We start from the raw sequence: 19,634 nt of genomic DNA on the forward strand, positions 1-19,634 counted from the left end.
CGATCGTTAGCCGGTGACCTCGCTAGCCGGCGCGACCGCCGCGACGCGGGCGCGCATCGTCTTGCGGTACCACAGCGTCCATAACGCTAGGCCGGCGTAGATACCGTAGCCGATAAAAGGCGAGATCACGAGGAAGCGTTCGATCGGCCATGTGAGCGCCATCCATGCGCGCAACGCGGTTTCGGCGGTAAGACCGACGCCCCATACGAGCGTCATCGTGCGCATGGCTGGGGCGAGGCCTGGGCGCTCGCGCCACAGCGCTTCGAAGTGCGCGGCGCCGCCTTCCATTTCGCGCGCGACCGTCGCGCGCGCGAGGTAGAAGATCAACGGGCGGCGCATCGGCAACGACAGCAGGAACAGCACGCCGATCGCGCCGGATACGAGCGACTCGCGCAACAGCAGCATGCGCGGACTGCCGCCGAGCGCCATGGCCGCAACCGACAGGACGATGCCGGCAACCACCATCACGCTCAGCGCGTCGACGCGGCGAAAGCGCGCCAGCTCGATCGCGCTCCATACGAGTGGCGGCACCGCGGATGCAATCAGCGCGCCCGTTTCGCCGGTGTGCGGCAACGTCAGCCGGTACGCGAGCCACGGCAGCAGGAAGTTGATGGCCAGTTCGAGCACGAAACCGGGGCGGATTTTCATATGAATTTGCGGCGAGGGAGAAGCATGCAGTATCGACGAACGGGGGGCGCGCGCGCAAATGGCTGTGTGCCGAACGGCCGGTTCGGCGTAGCATCTTGCGCGCATTCGTCGTTCGGAGCGGAGGCGATGCAAGACCACGGAGGTCCACGCACAGCCGCGCACGGAGACGCATCCCACTCGCGCAAAGTCTGACAAAGTCTCACACGCGACCTGCCCGTCACGGCCCATCGCCGTGGCCTGTACACTGAACGCTCTTCACCGCATTCCACTCATGACATCCCGCTATCCGATCCCGCCGAACGAAATCGAATTGACCGCCGTGCGTGCGCAAGGAGCGGGTGGTCAGAACGTCAACAAGGTTTCGAGTGCCATCCATCTGCGCTTCGACGTGCACGCTTCGTCGCTGCCCGAGGTGCTGAAGATGCGCTTGCTCGCGCTGTCCGATCATCGGCTGACGCGTGATGGTGTGATCATCATCAAGGCGCAGGAGTATCGGACTCAGGAGATGAACCGGGAGGCCGCGCTCGCGCGGCTCGATGAGCTGATCGAAAGCGTGAGCGTCACGCGTAAGCCGCGCGTCGCGACCCGGCCGACACGCGCATCGAATCGGCGGCGGCTGGATAACAAGGCGAAGCGCGGCGAGGTCAAATCCGGGCGGGGCCGGGTGCACGAATAACAGCAGGCGCGGGCAACGGCGTGACGTGCGTCAGAGTGAGTGTCGCGCCGACGCCGCGCTGCATCAGATCGAAACGTGTCGTTCGCGCGGCGAGGCATTCACGTCCATGAACAATGCTGTGCGGTCGCTCCAACACGCACGAGCGGCCACCAACCGGTTAGCACCGTTCACTAGCCGTCACCACTCACACCTGCTGACTACTACCGCTTCCCACCCCGCTTGCTGGCGCGCGCATCCGTGCTCGAAGCCGCCGGTACGAAATCAACGCACAGCACTTGCGTGCCGTCGCGCTCGAACGCGATCGCCGCGGTGTAGCAATCCTGACCATCGGCGAGCGAATAGTGCGGGCCCATCATCGCGACACGCCCCGGCGCCGCCAGCGCGTGGCGGAAATACGCGCGCCGCGACCAGTTGGCGCGCGTCTGCGCATAGAGCGGCGCGAGCCGTCGGGGCGGTGGCGGCACCGAGGCCGCGGTCACTGACGGAAGCGTCTGCTCGCCCTGATCATCGGTGACGAACACGCGGCGTGCTTCCGGCAGATGCCAGACCTTTTGCGCGGCCAGCTCGAGGTCGCCGGTTGCCTCGTAGGCATCGGCGGCGGCGAGCACCGCTTCGGCGAACCCCTCGAAGCCGAGCCGCTGGTGGCCCGCGTGCGCGCGCTCGTAATCGGCGAACTTGCTCCAGATCGATGCGACGAGTGCCGGCACTTTCGCGCACGCGGCCTGCACCGAGCTTTTCGGCTGACCGAACCAGAAGCCCTGCACGAAATCGACGTCGGCCTGCATCAGGATCATCAGTTCCTCGTCGGTTTCGACGCCCTCGGCGAGTACCAGCGTGCCCGACTGATGAAGCATCGCGATCAGGTGGCTGATCATCGATTCGTCGCCCTCGCGTTTGCCGGCGCGCGCGACGAGCGAGCGGTCGAGCTTGACGATGTCGGGGCGAAAGCGCCACACGCGATCGAAATTCGAAAAGCCGGTGCCGAAGTCGTCGATCGCAATCAGGAAGTCGCGCGGTTGCGACGCGGCGAGCATGCTGGCGACAGCGGATTCATCGTCGGCGGGCTGTTCGAGCACTTCGATCACGATGCGCTCCTGCGCGAGGCCGAAATGCGCGGACAGCTCATCGATGAAGGCACGCTGCGGCCAGCCGGTCTCGAACACCTGCGGCCGCGTGTTCAGAAACAGCCATCCGGTGCTGATGCCTTGCTCCATGAAATTCGCGACGTGCAGGCAGCGCGCGATGCGGTCGAGCTCGCGCGCCTCGGCGGCCGAGCGCGTGCCGGAAAACAGCACATCGGGCGAAACGGGCAGGCCGACCGGGTCGAACGCGCGCAGCAGACCCTCGTAGCCGACCACGCACTGATGCGTGACCGACAGCACCGGCTGGAACACGCTGTGCAGTGTCAGCGCCCGCCATGTCGCGGTCCAGCCGGACTCGCCGCGGACCAGATGCGGGAGCAGACCGCTCAGAGTCAATTCGCTGACGGATGGCATGGACGCGGGCATGAGAGCTGACATGGGACTCTTGCGGCAAGCGGGTGAAGGGGTACGTAACCCCCATCGGCGCACAGCAATCGATCGCCCGAGGCGTCGCCGGGGCAACACGAATACGGCCCGGGAACGCGGAGAGCGACGCCAGCCATGCTGGACTCCGGCGAATTGGTCAAAACGAGTCTAGCAGCTTGCAACACGTATTAATGTGCGGGTAATCACAAACGCCCGAGCGAGAAAATCGCCTGCAAACCGGTCGCGATCGACCGGTCGGCGGCGCGTCGAGAGCCCGTGCGCCGGAGCGTTTCGCGCGCTTGCCATGCGCGAAAACCGATTCTCAATCGTAGTCGCTTGCCGTACCAAGCCGAGCGTAGCAGGGCGGTAAGCTGCCGCCCGCCAAACTCCAGGCAAGGACGGTGCTCAGATGTTAGCGCCCGCTGTGAGGCCCGTGCGGGCTTGCTGCGGGGCCTTGCCGGCCGCGCTGTCAGCGGTTTTTGCCTGCGCCGCGCAAGCGCTCGCATGGCGGGCAAAGACCGGATTCATGCGTCGCCGTGCTTGCGGGTGGACTGGCGGTGCGCTCGCAGGTGCGTTCGCAGGCCCGCTCATCGGCAGGTTCCGCGAGCGACGGGTATGCTGCTGCTTTTCGTGAAAAGGAGAACAGGCATGGCGGAAATCGCAGTCGTCGCAATTTCGGTGGCAAAGCCGGGTTATGAAGAGCAATTGCGCGCGGCGCTCGAAGGGATCGTCGGCCCGACGCGCAACGAGCAGGGTGCGCTGCAGTACGACCTGCATCGCGATGTGCAGGAGCCGCGCCGGTTTGTGTTCGTCGAGCGCTGGGAAAGCCAGGAAGCGCTCGCCGCGCATGCGAAATCCGCGCATATCCAGGCGTATCGGAAAGCCGTCGCGGATTGGGTTGAACACTCGGAAATTCGCGTGGTGTCGAAGATCGCCTGAGTTTCGATGCGGGTGTCAGCGGAAGTGAATGCGCCGGGCCGGCGGCCGGCAGCGGTGCGGAATAACCCGCAAAGACGGTGCTGCGAGCCGAGGGACTGAGACGAGCTGGGGAACAACGTAGCGCGCGAACCGGTACGGCGGCCTTCGAGCCGCCGCGTATGCCACAGGGCGCGCCGCCGACGATCAGTGAGTCGCTTGCGGGACGTCGAGAATCAGGATGATGGTCCAGTCCGCGTCGCCGTCATGATGGTACTGGCGCTCCGCGACGATGAACGGCTGCTGCTTGCCAGCTGGGCCGAGAAACAGCACATCGCCTTCCATCGGCAGGCATTCGACGGGCGGCAGCGCAAGGTAGGCTTCCTGGCCGCCACGCGGCATCAGTTTTTCGATTTTGCGAGATGCTGCTTCGGTCCATTCGATATCTAGCTGGATATTGCTCATGCTGTCCTCCGCACCAGGGTGCGCACGGGTTAGGGATGCCGGCGGGGCCGCCGGTCGGTGCGCGACTTTAGCATACCGAACGCGCCGCGCCGCCGGGCCTTGCGCGGTGATGCCCGGGCGTTCGACACAACGCTTTGCCGAACCATCTTCGACATTGATCGGGTCACAAAAAAGCCGAAACCGGCGGACGCCAGCTTCGGCTTTTTTACCTTCACGGCAACGCCGCGAAGCGGGACTGTGACGCGTTATCAGGTACCCGACGCGTCGGCAGCCTTCTTGTGATGATGCGGAGCCATCTTATGCTGCTTGGCCGGCATGGCAGGTGCGCTTTCCATCGATTGCTGGCGGTTTTGCAGATCCTGCGCGCGCTGTTCGATGTCCGCGGCCTTGGCCGGATCGGTACTCGTCGTGATGCCGTTGTCCTGCGCATAGGCCGCGCCCGCCGCGGCACAAAGGGAAACCAGGATCGCCAGGGACACTTTCTTCATCGTTACCTCCGTAGAGTGGTGGTGGACCCGAGTATTGCCTGTCCGTTGGGAAAGACAATGCATTCTATCGAGCAAACTCTACTCCAGCGGATGGCTTTGTAACGACGATGAACATTTGTTACATCTCGTAACGCCCGCGCACGGCAAAGGCCCCGGCGCCTTGTGGGAGTTGACACGGCGCTCGCCAGGGCCTGAAGCGATTGCTCCATCGCGTGCGTGGTTTGGACAAGGCCGTCGCGAGATCGAACCGCGCGACCCGTTGGCGCGGTCAGAACCAGCCGATAGCCCGGTACACGTGGAATTGCGCAATGCCAATCAGCTCATGCAGCGCGATTTCCGCCGCCACGAGATTGCCGACGTGCGGCAGCACGCCGAGCCGCGCGTGCCGGGCGCTCGAAATCTGCGGCTGCGGCGCGATGCCGAAACAGCGGAAGTCGAGCAGCGCGCGCGGCATCTGATACGCGGATGTGACGAGGATCAACGTGTCGTAATGTGATTGCCCGACAATGGCGGCGACATTGCGGGCGTTTTCATAGGTCGTGCGGCTGGTCTTTTCGAGCACGATGTCCGAGCGCGCTACCTGATGGCGCAGCAGGTAAGGCAGGTAGGTATCGGCTTCGGTCGCGCTATGCCGCTGGGGATTGCCGCCGCTCACGATCACCTGGCAGGTGGCCGCCGTCTGCTTGCAGGCGGCGTAGTTTCGCGCGCTGACGTCGATGCGCGAGAGCGCGTCGCGTGGCGGCACGAGCACGTCGTCGTCATCGTAGACCGTACCGCCACCAAGCAGGATGATCGCGGTGCGCGGTGCGAACGTGGCCGGCGCGGCGCTTTGTCGATGCGGCTGCGCGAGATCGAGCAGCGGGGCGGTTAGCCAGCCGGCCGCGAGCAGCCAGAACAGTGCGATCGTGCACACGATGAGGGGGCGGCGCGCACGCTTCCATAGCACGATTGCTGCAAAAAAAAGCGCCAATAAAGTGAATAGAATCAATTTAAATGGGGTAACGTATGTCTTTCGGGATAAATCTACGGGCTTGCCATCGCGCCGCGGCGGTTGCATCGTCGGTTCGTGGAGAGAACGCTAACATGACGTTCAAACGGGGTTCCGAAACCGAGACCCGGCAGCGTCTGGCGGGAATTCCGCCGCTCGACACGCGGCGAGCTTCCGGGCAGCGGCGGGTGCCGCGCAAGTTACCGGTGGCGCGGTGACGCGTAGGCATCGATGTGTCATGGCTGCACTTTAAGAAAGAAGTGAGATGACGACGTATTCCAACGAAGCGGTACTCGAAGCGCTGCGGCGAGCGCAATATCGTCAGGTTCCCTGGGCCAGACGGCCAGGCGTATTCCAATATCTTCGCGCGCTGGGTTTGATGGACACCGTCCGGCAGCGCACCGTCGCGCCGGCGCCGGGTTTTCATGCGCCAGTCGACATCGCGGTACTGACCGAGCGGGGCAAAGCCGAATTCGCGCGGCTCGAGCATGACGAACGGCTGCTCACATGGACCGTGCAGCGCGTGAACGACTATGTGGTGGTCGCGCCCGAGCCGCAGGCCGCCGCCGCCGAAATCAGGTCTTAGATCCAGGTTCACGACTCCTCACGTCCATAGTCCGCTCAGGCGCCTCGCCCGACCGGATGGGCTGATTTCCTTCGCCGCCCAGTCTGCGCAGCATGTCCGGCGGCGATCTCCCGTATCCTCGATAGTTACGAGACCGTGCCGTTGCATCGGCTGCCGTGCCGTGTGCAAAAAAAAGCCCGTATCGCGAAGATACGGGCGTACCGGAATTACTACTGCCACGCTGTGCTAATGGCGTTAAATCAGACTGGCAAGGCGCCCGGTGGTTCCCTGACATTCGCTGCCGTGCGAGCTTCGGCGCCCAGCTTTGCAACTGCCTCCTATCGAGCCGCGTGGCTGATCACACGGTCACGCGGGCCCGCCCCGCTAGCGACGCCGCTGCGGGTCCCCGCGCGGCGCATCGGGACGCGTGCGCACATTGCTGGCGATATCGCCCCGCAAATCGCCGCGAGGCGTCGGCGGGGTGAAATCGCGATTGTGCGCTTCGCTTTGCTGCCACGCTTCCAGAGTAGCCGCCCGGTCCGGCCGCCAGTTCCATCCTTGCGGACGTTGCTGGGCCGATGCCGCGGTAGCTATCGATGAAATCACAATGCCGCACAACAGCAGTGACATTGGTTTCATGCTGAATATCCCCTTCAAGCCCATTGGTGCAAGGCCTGTTTGCATATGAGCAAAGGTAGGCCGGCTCAAGAAAGGACGCTGTAATTAATAGTAAATGGATGTTTCTCCGGGAGCGATCCGCGGTTTTGTGGGTCAGAGGCAGCGCAGCAACAGGAGGGTGCGTCGAGCGGAAAAAGGGCGCTGAACCTTGCGCGCACGGACCGAAAGTGTCCGTCCGCAGCGAGCCAGATGGGTTCGCGGTGCGACGCGTGAATAGCGTGGCGGAGGGAGATAAAAACCGGGCGCCCGCAGGCGCCCGGTGACAACATAGTTTCGCTCAGGCCATCTTGACCGGGGCGCGCCACGATTCCGGATTGGTCCAGAACGCGCCGCGCAGACGGTCGCGGCTCGGCGGTGCCGGCGGTTTCGCGGCGGTGGCCCCGATGCGGCCGCGCAGCGAAATTTCACGGCCGCTGGTACCAAGCCGCTTCACAATCTCGGCGAGCGTGCCATCGGCCTGCCACTCGTCGAAGCGCCGGCGGCAAGTCGGCGGGGACGGATAGCGGCCCGGCAGCTTGGACCAGCCTTCGCCCGTCGACAACACCCACAGCACAGCATTGACCACCGCGCGCGCTTCCACGCGCGGCCGTCCGCGCCGTTCGCTACGCGCCGGCTCGGCACAGAACAAAGCCTCGACCAGCGCCCACTCGTTGTCTCTCAAATCGTCGAACAGCATCATGTTTCACCTCAGCGAAGCTAACTCCGGTGCGCTGCCCCGCGCCGCGCACTCTTCACACACTCGAACTGGCGAGTGCCAAAGGGGACGGGCTTGCCACGGTCTGCTATTCAGTCATCATGGCGCCGACCCTATGCGCTTCTCAACGCATGAAGTGTGCCAATTTGATTTCAATCGCCTCAAAGCCCCGTGGCGGCGGGCTAGCGCGGGCGCCAACCAGGGCCGTATATGAATCCAAAAAACCCATCTCGCAAATCGGGACAATCACCAATCTTGTGCAAACAGTCCCGGCCGGCGTGCGTTTGCGCCTTTTTGCTGCGGTGCGGCGAGCCGGCAAACAACACGGTTCAGTAAAGATTTAGCCTTACAATGCGCATCAAATTGCGCTATTGATGAGGTGGGTAAATGAATGTGACGCTGCGGCAACTCAGGGTTTTCATCGAGGTCGCCCGGTTGCAAAGTTTCAGCCGGGCCGGCGATGAAATCGGTCTGACGCAGTCGGCGGTGAGTCGCTGCGTGCGTGAGCTCGAAGGCGAAATCGGCCTGAAGCTGATCGATCGCACGACGCGCGAGGTGCAACTCACCGACGTCGGGGGCAACCTCGTGTCGAGCGTGTCGCGGCTGCTGTCCGATCTCGACGACGCGTTGCGCGAAATTCGCGAAATCGGCGAGCAGCGCCGCGGCCGCGTGATCGTGGCGGCGAGCCCGACCGTCGCGTGCCGCCTGATGCCCCGGGTGGTGGCCTCGTGCGTGCGGCAGTTTCCGTACGTGACGCTCGGTTTGCGCGACGATGTGCAGAGCGACGTGATGCGCAAGGTGAAGTCTGGCGAGGTCGACTTCGGCGTGATCATCGGTCCTTTCTCCGACGACGATCTGCTCAGCGAGACGCTGATGACCGACTCGTTCTGCGTCGTCTCGCGCGACGACCACCCGCTCGCGGCGAGCGAGCAGGTGGCATGGAAGGATCTCGACGGCGAGCAGCTCGTGATGCTCGATTACGCGTCCGGCAGCCGGCCGATCATCGACGCCGCCATGCAGGCGCAGGGCGTGAATGCCACCGTGGTTCAGGAGCTCGGCCATTCGGCGACCGTGTTCGGGCTGGTGGAGGCGGGCGTCGGTATCAGCGTGCTGCCGTGGCTCGCGTTGCCGCTGCCGGCGGGCGCGTCGCTCGTGGCGCGCGCGCTGGTGCCGCGCGCGGAGCGCCGCGTCGAACTGGTGCGGCGGCGCGATCGTTCGCTGTCGCCGGCGGCGGAGGCCGTGTGGGATCTGATCCGGCAATTGCCGGCGCGGGCGGAGGAGTTGAACTAGCGCGTTCGCGGCGATTGGCGTGGCTTGGGTCGGTCGACGCCGTGCAGACTTGGGGCCGCAGACTTCGCGGCGATACAGCGGAACTCACCGTCGGTTGCACATGGAATGTCTGATGTCTCCGCTGCTGCGCTGGCATCGTGTTCCCCAGCTCTCTCCACGCGCGGATTCCATCGCCCGCGTCGCCACTGCGCGAATGGCCGCCGCGCTAAACTACCCCCTTCCTTGAGCACGCTCGTTGAGTGTGCCTGCTGAATCTCCGTCCCCGATACATCCGGAAGCCTCGATGAGCGAATTGGATCTGCCTGTGCCCTCCATCCCGAACGCGCGCGATGCCGTGCGTGCGCTGCGTCCGTCGCAGATCCGCGAAGTCGCCAATGCAGGTTTTGGCGTCGAGGACGTGCTGCCGTTCTGGTTCGGCGAGTCGGACCGGGTCACGCCGGCTTTCATCCGCGACGCCGCGAGCGCGGCGCTCAGCGCCGGCGCGACGTTCTATACGCATAACCTCGGCATCGCGCCGTTGCGCGCGGCCCTTGCCCGCTATGTCAGCGAACTGCACGGCGCGACCTCGGCCAACCACGTCGCGGTGACGAGCGCGGGCGTCAACGCATTGATGCTCGCCGCGCAGTTGGTGGTCGGCGCGGGCGATCGCGTGGTCGCGGTCACGCCGCTGTGGCCGAACCTGGTCGAAATTCCGAAGATTCTCGGCGCTCACGTCGAAACCGTTGCGCTAGGCTACGGCGAACACGGCTGGCAGCTGGACGTCCAGCAATTGCTGGACGCGCTGACGCCCGCCACGAAGATGCTCCTGATCAACTCGCCAAACAATCCGACCGGCTGGGTGATGAGCCGCGACGACCAGCGCATCGTGCTCGAGCATTGCCGGGCTCACGGCATCTGGATCGTCGCGGACGAAGTCTACGAGCGGCTTTACTACGCTGACCCGGCGGGCGACGCGGGTCGCGCTCGCACCGCGCCGTCGTTCCTCGATCTGGCGACGCGCGACGAGCGTGTCATCTGCGTGAATTCGTTCTCGAAGGCGTGGCTGATGACGGGCTGGCGACTCGGCTGGATCGTTGCGCCGAGTGCGTTGATGGACGATCTCGCGAAGCTCGTCGAGTACAACACGTCGTGCGCGCCGTCGTTCGTCCAGCAGGCGGGCATCGCGGCGCTCGAGCAGGGCGAGCGGTTTACGCAGGGACTGGTGCGTGACCTGAAGGCCTCGCGTGATCATCTGGTGCGGGCGCTGTCGGCGGTGCAGGGCGTCGACGTCAAGGCGCCGTGGGGCGCGATGTATCTGTTCTTTTCGATGCCGGGCTCGACGCGTAGCCTCGAGCTGTGCAAGGCGATGGTGCGCGAGGTCGGGCTCGGCGTCGCGCCGGGCAGCGCGTTCGGGCCGCAGGGGGAGGGCTTCGTGCGCTGGTGCTATGCATGCGATACGGCGCGGCTCGACGAGGGTGTCGAGCGGTTGAAGCGGTTTCTCGCACTGCACGCAGGTGTCTGAGGCGTCGGGCGTTTTGTTTGATCGCGCAACGAGCCGGGGCAAGGCGGATACGTTGCGTGAAGTTTGGCCCGGGATCTGAGCGCGAAACGGACGCTGGATTCGGCGAGATTCCGGACTCGATCCGATTCTGGAACGAAGGCGCGCTGAACATGGGCTCCGGCATGATCGAACATCCCGGCACGCAAGCCGCATGCTAGCGACGGAAGATAAAAATCGCGCAAACGAGCGAACGAAAGGGCTTGCCGACAGCAAGCGTGCGCTCAGCCGCTTCAGGCAGGCGGGCTGGCGCGCGGCGAGAAAATGCGCGGGGGATTGCGGCTTTACGCACCGGTCGTTTTTGCGTAATATGGCGCTCAGTCACGCGATTCCCTTCAGGAATATCGCCGCTCCGTCCGGCTGGGTTTGGTTCGATAAGTCTGTTCGCCGCCCCCCGGTGCGTGCTCCCATCAATATGACCGATCAGAATCGGGCGAGCGCGTCTTCAGTTCCACATCGTCTGTTTGATCCGGTTCTTTGACCACAGGGTCTGACCTAGCTGCATGAATACCCAAGAGGCGAAGATCGTCCTCGAGACTGCCTTGATCTGCGCGCAGGAGCCGTTAAAGCTCGTCGAATTGCGCAAGCTCTTTGCCGATGGCGTGTCGGCAGACACTGTTCGGACCTTGCTCGAAGACCTGAAGAACGACTGGTCTGGGCGCGGTGTGGAGCTGGTCGGGCTGGCATCGGGCTGGCGGTTCCAAAGCAAGCCCGCGATGCGTTCGTATCTGGATCGTTTGCATCCGGAAAAGCCGCCGAAATACTCGCGTGCGGTGCTCGAAACGCTCGCGATCATTGCCTACCGGCAACCGGTCACGCGGGGCGATATCGAAGAAATTCGCGGCGTGACGGTGAATACGCAGGTTGTCAAGCAGCTGGAAGACCGTGGCTGGATCGAGGTGATCGGGCATCGCGATGTGCCGGGGCGTCCGGCGCTGTATGCGACCACGCGGCAGTTTCTCGATGACCTGGGCCTGACGGCGCTCGATGAATTGCCGCCGCTTGCGGATCCATCGGCGCAACTGAACGTCGATCTGCTGGGCCAGCATGCGATTGAATTTGCCGAAGGCGACGTTGAAGGCGCGCGGGAAGCGGTAGACGACGCGTTGCGTGAGCCCGGCGAAGCGTCTCCGCTGGAGTCGGCATCGTCCGTTGAAGAAGCACCCGCGGCCGTCGCGATCGGGGCGGCGGATTTGACGGAATCGAAGCAGACTGAAGCGATTGATCATGTGGCACAGACCGAGCCTGTAGCTGAAACGCAGCAAGACGCGATGGAACCAGCGGACACGACTCTCGCGACGCGGGAGACTGACGCGGCAAGCGCGTTACACGACGCTCAGGAACAAACCGAATCGACGCACGCCGCGGCGCAGACCGGCGTCGCCGACCCGGCGCAACATCAGGATCCGGCTGCTCAAGCTGATCCGGCAGCACCCGAACACAGCCCGGGCGCGTCTCGCAACACGGAGCGCGCCGCGGAGCCGAACTCGCCCGAGGCGGTGCACGACGATTCCGGGAATCGTCGCGACGCCGCGCAGGACGCAGGCTTTCTGACCGACGACGAAACCGAATCGCGCAGCGCCTGACGTAACCGAACTTTTTTGCCACGCCCGCAACGGGCGTGCGCGACCTGACATTTTGAGGTTGTTTTGACACATACCCACGACACCGATTCGTCCGAATCCGAGCGCGCCGTGCCGTCGGCGCGGGCTGACGAAGCGCGTACCACCCAGGCGCCGGCAGGCGAGGGCGAGCGCCCGGCCCAGAGCGCGGAAGCAGAGGGCGAAGAGCGTCCGCGCCGCGGCCTGCGCCGCGGGCCGCGCAGCCTGATCGCGCGCCGCCGTGCCGGAGCGAAGACGAAGGCGGCGGAAGGCGCGGCGGGACAGAGCGCGCCGGTCGTCACCGAAGCGCCGCCGGATGGCGAGGTCGTCGCCCAGGTGCGCATGCCGCGCAAGGACGCGGGCGCGAAGCAGGGCGCGCGGCGTAACGCAGGCGCTGGTGGCGCAAAGCGCGAAGGTCAACGCGAGGGGCAGCGGGAAGGGCAGCGTGAGCGTCAACCGCGCGACGGCGGTCAGCGCCAGAACCGGCGTGGCGGCGAAGCCGCGCCGGCGGCCGAAGCCACCACTCAGGACGATCTGTTCTCGTACGTGACGTCGCCCGCATTCGATGCCGACAACAGTGCAACCGGGGGTGTGCGGGCGCCGATGCTGCGTCGTGGCAAGGTCGCCGGCCCGAAGCGCGTGCTCTCGCCCGATGATGACGCGCCGAAGCTGCACAAGGTGCTCGCCGAAGCCGGCATGGGTTCGCGCCGCGACATGGAGGAACTGATCATCGCCGGTCGCGTGTCGGTGAACGGCGAGCCGGCGCATATTGGCCAGCGCATCATGCCGACCGACCAGGTTCGCATCAACGGCAAGCCCGTCAAGCGCAAGCTGGCCAGCAAGCCGCCGCGGGTGCTGCTCTACCACAAGCCGACTGGCGAGATCGTCAGCCATGCCGACCCGGAAGGCCGGCCGTCGGTGTTCGACAAGCTCCCGCCGATGAAAACCGCCAAGTGGCTTGCGGTCGGCCGTCTCGACTTCAACACCGAAGGTCTGCTGATGCTGACCACGTCGGGCGATCTGGCGAACCGCTTCATGCATCCGCGCTATAGCGTCGAGCGTGAGTACGCGGTGCGGGTGGTTGGCGAACTCGCGGAAGGTATGCGGCAGAAGCTGTTGAACGGTGTCGAGCTCGACGATGGCCCCGCGAATTTCCTGCGCATTCAGGACGGCGGCGGCGAGGGCACCAATCACTGGTACCACGTTGCACTCGCCGAAGGGCGCAATCGCGAAGTGCGCCGCATGTTCGAAGCGGCTGGCCTTATGGTCAGCCGGCTGATCCGTACGCGTCATGGCCCGATCTCGCTGCCGCGAGGTTTGAAGCGCGGTCGCTGGGAAGAGCTTGAGGACAATCAGGTGCGCGCGCTGATGGCGTCCGTCGGCCTGAAAGCGCCGAGCGAGGAGCGCGGTGGGCGCAATGCGACGCCGGAGCGCCGGCAACCGGATCCGATGCAGACGTCGATGGGCTTTATCAACCGCGAGCCGGTGTTGATGTCGCATAGCCGCTTCGAGCAGCAGCCGCGCGGTCAGGGTCAGGGGCAGGGACGTCGAGGGGCCGCGGGCGGTGGTTTCGGTGCGGGTTTGGGCTCAGGTTCCGGTACGGGATACGGTAATCGCACCCCGGGCGGCCAGCGTGGTCGCGATGTCGATGGTAATCGCGCGCCGTCACCGAATGGCAACCGCGCACGTACTGGCGGCAAGCGGGCCAGCGCACCGGGCAACACCGGAAATCGCGGCCAGGCCGGTAACCGGGGCAATAACACTGGCCGCACTGGGGGGAACCCCGGCACGGGCGGCGCGAATCGTGGAGGCGGCGCCGCGCGTGGTCGCTCACGCGGACGCTAAGCGACGCAACCGACGGCCGATCGCGCGACTTCCAGTTGTCGTGGCGGCCGTCAGGTGGTTTTAGCGTCTGGCGGCTCGTCGTCGACCGGCCGCAAGCTGTAATGTCAATTGCGTAGCACGGCGAGCTGTTGATTGTTCTTTCCGGGTTTCGCGTCTCGTCATTCGCCGCATTCAATATGCATTTAATGTTTCGGATGCCATGCGATCCGGCACGGGCAATCGCGTAAAAGCAGTTCGCCGAACGTCATTTTGCGCGATCGTCGGACTGCGCACCCGGGCAATAACTCTATCTTGGAAAAGCTCCGATCGTCGCCACATTCCCGAAAGATTCCCATGAAATCAAGCCGAAATGGGGGCTGCGCGGCATGCCGTGGTTTGCGTTTGGGCCGAAAAATGGCTACAATCGCGAAGTCGCTGGGCGTACGGTTTTATTATGTGCGGCTCAGGTGCGACCACCGGCAATAAGATGATGGGCGTTCAGCCCATTTTTTTTTGCCGCTCAGTTCATCGTGGTTCGGCATCTCGGGTTCGCACCAACGTGCGCCGGCTTGGCGCGCGGCCCGCTTGGTTGTTTGCAGAAGGCGCGAGGGCTCGCAACGCGAACATCTAAGAGGGCACTGTGCAACTGACGGAACTGATTGAAACCACGGTCGCGGGACTCGGCTACGAGCTCGTCGATATCGAGCGCACCGGGCGCGGCATGTTGTGTATCTATATCGACCAGCCGGCCGGCATCGCGATCGAAGACTGCGAGAAAGTTACGCGTCAGCTCCAGCACGTTCTGACGGTCGAAAATATCGATTATGAGCGGCTCGAAGTATCGTCACCCGGTCTCGACCGCCCGCTGAAGAAACTGGCGGATTTTGAACGCTTCGCGGGCAGCGAAGCGGTAATCACACTGAAAAAGCCATTGGACGGACGGAAATCGTACCGGGGTGTTCTGCATGCTCCGCAAGGCGAGACAATCGGTCTGGAATTTGAAGGGAAGGAAGGCGCCGCGATGCTTGATTTCACGCTCGCGGACATGGACAAGGCGCGCCTTGTACCGAAAGTTGACTTTAGGAGCCGCAAACAATGAGTCGCGAAGTGTTGATGCTGGTGGATGCGCTGGCACGCGAGAAGAATGTCGATAAGGACGTGGTATTTGCCGCGCTCGAAGCGGCTCTCGCTTCGGCCTCCAAGAAACTCTTCGAAGAAGATGCGGATATTCGCGTTCACATCGATCGTGAAAGCGGCGAGCACGAAACGTTTCGTCGCTGGAAGGTGGTGCCGGACGAAGCCGGTTTGCAGGAGCCGGATCAGGAAATCCTGCTGTTCGAAGCACGTGAGCAGCAACCGAACATCCAGCTCGATGAATTTATCGAGGAGCCGGTGCCGTCGATCGAATTCGGCCGTATCGGCGCGCAGGCCGCCAAGCAGGTGATCCTGCAGAAGGTGCGCGACGCCGAGCGCGAGCAGATCCTGAACGACTTCCTCGAGCGCGGCGAGCACATCATGACCGGCTCGGTCAAACGTCTCGACAAAGGCAACTTCATCGTCGAATCGGGCCGTGTCGAAGCGCTGCTGCGCCGTGATCAGCTGATTCCGAAAGAAAACCTGCGCGTTGGCGACCGCGTTCGCGCGTACATCGCGAAGGTCGACCGCACCGCCCGCGGGCCGCAGATCGAGCTGTCGCGTACGGCGCCGGAATTCCTGATGAAGCTGTTCGAGATGGAAGTGCCGGAAATCGAGCAGGGCCTGCTCGAGATCAAGGCGGCGGCTCGCGATCCGGGTGTGCGCGCGAAGATCGGCGTGATCGCTTACGACAAGCGTATCGATCCGATCGGCACCTGCGTCGGCATCCGCGGTTCGCGTGTGCAGGCCGTGCGCAATGAGCTCGGTGGCGAAAACGTCGACATCGTGCTATGGTCGGAAGATCCCGCCCAGTTTGTGATCGGCGCGCTCGCGCCGGCAGCCGTGCAGTCGATCGTCGTCGATGAAGAAAAGCATTCGATGGACGTCGTTGTCGACGAAAACGAGTTGGCGGTCGCGATTGGCCGCAGCGGCCAGAACGTCCGTCTCGCCAGCGAACTTACCGGCTGGCAGATCAACATCATGACGCCGGACGAATCTGCGCAGAAGCAGAATCAGGAGCGCGGCGTCCTGCGCGACCTGTTCATGGCGCGTCTCGATGTCGATGAAGAAGTCGCCGACATCCTGATCGACGAAGGCTTTACGAGCCTCGAAGAAATCGCCTACGTGCCGCTCAACGAAATGCTCGAAATCGAGGCATTCGACGAAGACACCGTTCACGAACTGCGTAATCGCTCGCGCGACGCGCTGTTGACGTTGGCAATCGCAAACGAAGAAAAGGTCGAGAATGTAGCGCTCGATCTGAAGAGCCTGGACGGCATGGACGCCGATCTGCTCGCGAAGCTGGCTGAACATCAGATCCAGACGCGCGACGAACTCGCCGAGCTGGCCGTGGATGAACTGGTCGAGATGACCGGAGTGGAAGAGGATGCCGCTAAGGCGTTGATCATGAAAGCACGTGAACACTGGTTCCAGTGAGAAATGACCATGGCGCACTGAACTGAACGCGGCCGTGAGGCCGCATGACCCGATGCTAACCGCAAGGAATCGGTCCTTGCACTAAGAGGAATGAATGGCGAGTAACAACGTAGCCCAATTTGCCGCGGAACTGAAAATGCCTGCTGGCGTGCTGCTCGAGCAGCTGCAGGCGGCGGGCGTCCAGAAAGCGAGCGAAGACGATAACCTGTCCGAGGCGGACAAGGCGCGTCTGCTCGATCACTTGCGCAAGTCACACGGCTCGAACGATGCCGACAAGCGCAAGATCACGCTGACGCGCCGACATACGTCGGAGATCAAGCAGTCCGACGCAACGGGCAAAGCTCGCACCATTCAGGTCGAGGTGCGCAAGAAGCGCACGTTCGTCCGCCGCGACGAGGCCGTCGCGGAAGGCGGGGATGCATCGAATCATGTGGCCGAAAGCACGGACGCCGAAGAACTCGAACTTCAGCGTCGTGAAGAGGAGGCTCGTCACGAAGCCGAACTGCTCGAAAAGCAGGCGCAAGAACTGAAGGCGCGTCAGGAACAGCTGGAGCGTGAAGAGGCCGAGCGTCAGGCACGTGAACGCGCCGCGGAAGCCGAGCGTCAGCGTGCGGAAGATGAAGCAAAGAAGCGCGCGGCGGCAGTAGCGGAAGCGGCAGCTCGCGAGAAGGCTCAACAGGCGGCCGCGCAAGCCGCGGCACCGGCTGCCGCGAAGGGCAGCGAGCAGGACGATGAGCGCGCCGCGGCGGAACGTGCCGCGCAACGCGAAGCCGCGAAGAAAGCGGAAGATGCTGCGCGTCAGGCTGCCGAGAAGGCGCGCGCCGAACAGGAAGAAATCGCCAAGCGCCGTGCGGCGGCGGAAGCCGAGGCGCGTGCAATTCGCGAGATGATGAGCACGCCGCGCAAGGCGCAGGTGAAAGCGCCGGAACCGGCAGCCAAGCCCGCTGAGCCGGCCAAGGCCGCCGAAGCCAAGGGCACGCTGCACAAGCCGGCGCGTCCGGCAGGTGAGGCACCGGCACGTCCGGCTGCGAAGAAGCCGGCTGCAGCAGCGGCTCCGGCCACCACCAGTGCGCCGCCCTCGGGCGACAAGAAGAAGCCGGGTGGCGGCAAGGGCAGCAACTGGCAGGACGACGCTGCGAAGCGCCGCGGCATCAAGACTCGCGGCGATTCGAGCGGCGGTGTCGATCGTGGCTGGCGCGGCGGTCCGAAGGGGCGTGGCAAGCACCAGGAGCAGTCCACCACGTTCCAGGCTCCGACCGAGCCGATCGTGCGTGAAGTGCACGTTCCGGAAACGATCACGGTTGCCGATCTCGCGCACAAGATGGCGGTCAAGGCTTCGGAAGTCATCAAGTCGATGATGAAGCTCGGCCAGATGGTCACGATCAACCAGATGCTGGATCAGGAAACGGCGATGATCATCGTCGAGGAATTGGGCCACCGCGCAGTCGCGGCGAAGCTCGATGATCCGGAAGCGATGCTCGTGGAAGGCGAAGTGACCGATGCGGAAGCGTTGCCGCGCCCGCCGGTCGTGACCGTGATGGGTCACGTCGACCACGGCAAGACCTCGCTGCTCGACTACATTCGCCGCGCGAAGGTTGCAGCGGGCGAAGCGGGCGGCATTACGCAGCATATCGGTGCGTACCACGTCGAAACGCCGCGCGGCGTGATCACGTTCCTCGACACGCCGGGTCACGAAGCGTTTACCGCGATGCGTGCCCGTGGCGCGAAAGCAACCGACATCGTGATTCTGGTTGTCGCTGCCGACGACGGCGTGATGCCGCAGACGAAGGAAGCGATTTCCCACGCGAAGGCTGGCGGTGTGCCGCTCGTCGTCGCGATCAACAAGATCGACAAACCGGATGCGAATCCGGAGCGCGTGAAGCAGGAACTCGTCGCGGAAGGCGTCGTGCCGGAAGAATACGGTGGCGATTCGCCGTTCGTGCCGGTGTCGGCGAAGACCGGCGCGGGTATCGACGATCTGCTCGAAAACGTGCTGCTGCAGGCCGAAGTGCTGGAGTTGAAGGCACCGGTGGAAGCGCCGGCCAAGGGTCTGGTCATTGAAGCGAAGCTCGACAAGGGTAAGGGTCCGGTTGCAACGATCCTCGTGCAATCGGGTACGCTGAACCGTGGCGACGTCGTGCTTGCTGGCAGCGCCTATGGCCGTGTGCGTGCAATGCTCGACGAAACCGGCAAGCCGACGAAGTCCGCTGGTCCGTCGATCCCGGTCGAAATCCAGGGTCTGTCGGAAGTACCGCAGGCTGGCGAGGAAGTCATCGTGATGCCGGACGAACGCAAGGCGCGTGAAGTCGCGCTGTTCCGTCAGGGCAAGTTCCGCGATGTCAAGCTCGCCAAGCAGCAGGCCGCGAAGCTCGAGAACATGCTCGAGCAGATGGGCGAAGGCGAAGTGCAGTACATGCCGCTCATCGTCAAGGCCGACGTGCAGGGTTCGCAGGAAGCGCTGGTGCAGTCGCTGCAGAAGCTCTCCACCGACGAAGTGCGCGTGCAGATCGTGCACGGCGCGGTGGGCGGTATCAGCGAGTCGGACGTCAACCTCGCCACGGCGTCGAAGGCGGTCATCATCGGCTTCAACACCCGCGCGGATGCGCAGGCTCGCAAGCTCGCGGAAGCCAATGGCGTCGATATCCGCTACTACAACATCATCTATGACGCAGTGGATGAGGTGAAGGCGGCGATGTCGGGCATGCTGGCGCCGGAGAAGCGCGAAGTCGTGACGGGTACGGTCGAAGTCCGCCAGGTCTTCAAGGTGCCGAAGGTTGGCGCGGTGGCGGGCTGTATGGTCACAGACGGTTTCGTCAAGCGCTCGTCGTCGGTGCGCGTACTGCGCAACAACGTCGTTATCTTCACGGGCGAACTCGAGTCGCTGAAGCGTTTCAAGGACGACGTGAAGGAAGTCCGTCAGGGCTTCGAGTGCGGTATGTCGATCAAGAACTTCAACGATATCGTCGAAGGCGATCAGTTCGAAGTCTTCGAGGTTACCGAAGTCGCGCGTACGCTGTAATTCACGCGGCACGGCACAACGGGCGGAACGGGCTTGACGCCCGCTCCGCCCGTTGTTTTTGAGCCCGTTGCTTCGAGCCCGCGGGGCCAGTGAATCATTCATCTGGCGCCGCTCGGACGCCGCCGTATCGAACAGATAAAAATCGCGGCTCGCGCGAACTACTTTTT

Annotated in this window: 18 protein-coding genes and 1 pseudogene; 12 read left to right on the plus strand and 7 right to left on the minus strand. The window is 64.0% G+C overall.

The annotated features are described in order from the left end of the window. Positions 1-6: 6 nt before the first annotated feature. Positions 7-648, minus strand: coding sequence for a VC0807 family protein (locus tag L0U82_RS06900; RefSeq protein ID WP_233829369.1), 642 nt, complete (start codon positions 646-648; stop codon positions 7-9). Positions 649-919: 271 nt separating this feature from the next. Here L0U82_RS06900 and arfB point away from each other — a divergent pair, with 271 nt between their 5' ends. Continuing rightward, complete coding sequence (arfB, locus tag L0U82_RS06905) at positions 920-1,324, plus strand: alternative ribosome rescue aminoacyl-tRNA hydrolase ArfB (protein ID WP_233829370.1); 405 nt, start codon at positions 920-922, stop codon at positions 1,322-1,324. Positions 1,325-1,524: 200 nt separating this feature from the next. Here the strand turns inward: arfB and L0U82_RS06910 are convergent, their stop codons facing one another. Then, positions 1,525-2,844: a sensor domain-containing phosphodiesterase gene (locus tag L0U82_RS06910; protein WP_233829371.1), complete on the minus strand. Its 1,320-nt coding sequence runs from the start codon at positions 2,842-2,844 to the stop codon at positions 1,525-1,527. A 636-nt stretch (positions 2,845-3,480) separates the two neighbouring features. Between L0U82_RS06910 and L0U82_RS06915 the strand changes: the two genes are divergently transcribed. After that, the gene (locus L0U82_RS06915) at positions 3,481-3,771 is read left to right on the plus strand and encodes a putative quinol monooxygenase (RefSeq protein WP_233829372.1); all 291 of its coding nucleotides are present in this window, start codon (positions 3,481-3,483) and stop codon (positions 3,769-3,771) included. Positions 3,772-3,954: 183 nt separating this feature from the next. Here L0U82_RS06915 and L0U82_RS06920 read toward each other — a convergent pair whose 3' ends face one another. From L0U82_RS06920 to L0U82_RS06930, 3 genes are all read right to left on the minus strand, one after another. Then, complete coding sequence (locus tag L0U82_RS06920) at positions 3,955-4,212, minus strand: hypothetical protein (RefSeq protein ID WP_008923870.1); 258 nt, start codon at positions 4,210-4,212, stop codon at positions 3,955-3,957. Positions 4,213-4,460: 248 nt separating this feature from the next. After that, complete coding sequence (locus L0U82_RS06925; RefSeq protein ID WP_233829373.1) at positions 4,461-4,700, minus strand: hypothetical protein; 240 nt, start codon at positions 4,698-4,700, stop codon at positions 4,461-4,463. A gap of 268 nt (positions 4,701-4,968) precedes the next feature. Then, a complete protein-coding gene (locus L0U82_RS06930) occupies positions 4,969-5,688 on the minus strand; it encodes a YdcF family protein (RefSeq protein ID WP_442793630.1) in 720 nt (239 codons plus the stop codon). Between the two features lie 265 nt (positions 5,689-5,953). Between L0U82_RS06930 and L0U82_RS06935 the strand changes: the two genes are divergently transcribed. After that, the gene (locus L0U82_RS06935) at positions 5,954-6,274 is read left to right on the plus strand and encodes a hypothetical protein (protein ID WP_233829375.1); all 321 of its coding nucleotides are present in this window, start codon (positions 5,954-5,956) and stop codon (positions 6,272-6,274) included. 363 nt (positions 6,275-6,637) lie between these two features. Here the strand turns inward: L0U82_RS06935 and L0U82_RS06940 are convergent, their stop codons facing one another. Beyond that, positions 6,638-6,892 (minus strand): hypothetical protein, encoded by a 255-nt coding sequence (locus L0U82_RS06940; protein WP_233829377.1) that lies wholly within the window; start codon positions 6,890-6,892, stop codon positions 6,638-6,640. Between the two features lie 319 nt (positions 6,893-7,211). Next, positions 7,212-7,607, minus strand: a pseudogene (locus L0U82_RS06945) (transposase); the annotation flags it as partial. A gap of 405 nt (positions 7,608-8,012) precedes the next feature. Between L0U82_RS06945 and L0U82_RS06950 the strand changes: the two are divergent. From L0U82_RS06950 to infB, 9 genes are all read left to right on the plus strand, one after another. Further along, complete coding sequence (locus L0U82_RS06950; protein ID WP_233829379.1) at positions 8,013-8,915, plus strand: LysR family transcriptional regulator; 903 nt, start codon at positions 8,013-8,015, stop codon at positions 8,913-8,915. 283 nt (positions 8,916-9,198) lie between these two features. Then, complete coding sequence (locus tag L0U82_RS06955) at positions 9,199-10,416, plus strand: pyridoxal phosphate-dependent aminotransferase (RefSeq protein WP_233829381.1); 1,218 nt, start codon at positions 9,199-9,201, stop codon at positions 10,414-10,416. Positions 10,417-10,472: 56 nt separating this feature from the next. Then, positions 10,473-10,613, plus strand: coding sequence for a hypothetical protein (locus L0U82_RS06960; RefSeq protein ID WP_233829383.1), 141 nt, complete (start codon positions 10,473-10,475; stop codon positions 10,611-10,613). Beyond that, on the plus strand, positions 10,607-10,933 hold the full coding sequence (locus L0U82_RS06965; protein ID WP_233829385.1) for a hypothetical protein: 327 nt from the start codon (positions 10,607-10,609) through the stop codon (positions 10,931-10,933). The genes L0U82_RS06960 and L0U82_RS06965 overlap by 7 nt, the downstream gene beginning before the upstream one ends. A gap of 22 nt (positions 10,934-10,955) precedes the next feature. Then, positions 10,956-12,038 (plus strand): SMC-Scp complex subunit ScpB, encoded by a 1,083-nt coding sequence (gene scpB / locus L0U82_RS06970; RefSeq protein WP_233829387.1) that lies wholly within the window; start codon positions 10,956-10,958, stop codon positions 12,036-12,038. Between the two features lie 63 nt (positions 12,039-12,101). Next, positions 12,102-13,898 (plus strand): 23S rRNA pseudouridine(2605) synthase RluB, encoded by a 1,797-nt coding sequence (rluB, locus tag L0U82_RS06975; protein WP_233829389.1) that lies wholly within the window; start codon positions 12,102-12,104, stop codon positions 13,896-13,898. A 619-nt stretch (positions 13,899-14,517) separates the two neighbouring features. Next, the gene (gene rimP, locus L0U82_RS06980) at positions 14,518-14,976 is read left to right on the plus strand and encodes a ribosome maturation factor RimP (protein WP_233829391.1); all 459 of its coding nucleotides are present in this window, start codon (positions 14,518-14,520) and stop codon (positions 14,974-14,976) included. Then, the gene (gene nusA / locus L0U82_RS06985; RefSeq protein ID WP_233829393.1) at positions 14,973-16,448 is read left to right on the plus strand and encodes a transcription termination factor NusA; all 1,476 of its coding nucleotides are present in this window, start codon (positions 14,973-14,975) and stop codon (positions 16,446-16,448) included. Before rimP ends, nusA begins: the two co-directional genes overlap by 4 nt. 94 nt (positions 16,449-16,542) lie before the next feature. Then, entirely contained in the window at positions 16,543-19,467 is a 2,925-nt protein-coding gene (gene infB, locus L0U82_RS06990) for a translation initiation factor IF-2 (protein ID WP_233829395.1), read from the plus strand. Positions 19,468-19,634: the final 167 nt, after the last annotated feature.

Origin of the sequence: Paraburkholderia sp. ZP32-5 (assembly GCF_021390495.1) — a bacterium.
Taxonomy (GTDB): domain Bacteria; phylum Pseudomonadota; class Gammaproteobacteria; order Burkholderiales; family Burkholderiaceae; genus Paraburkholderia.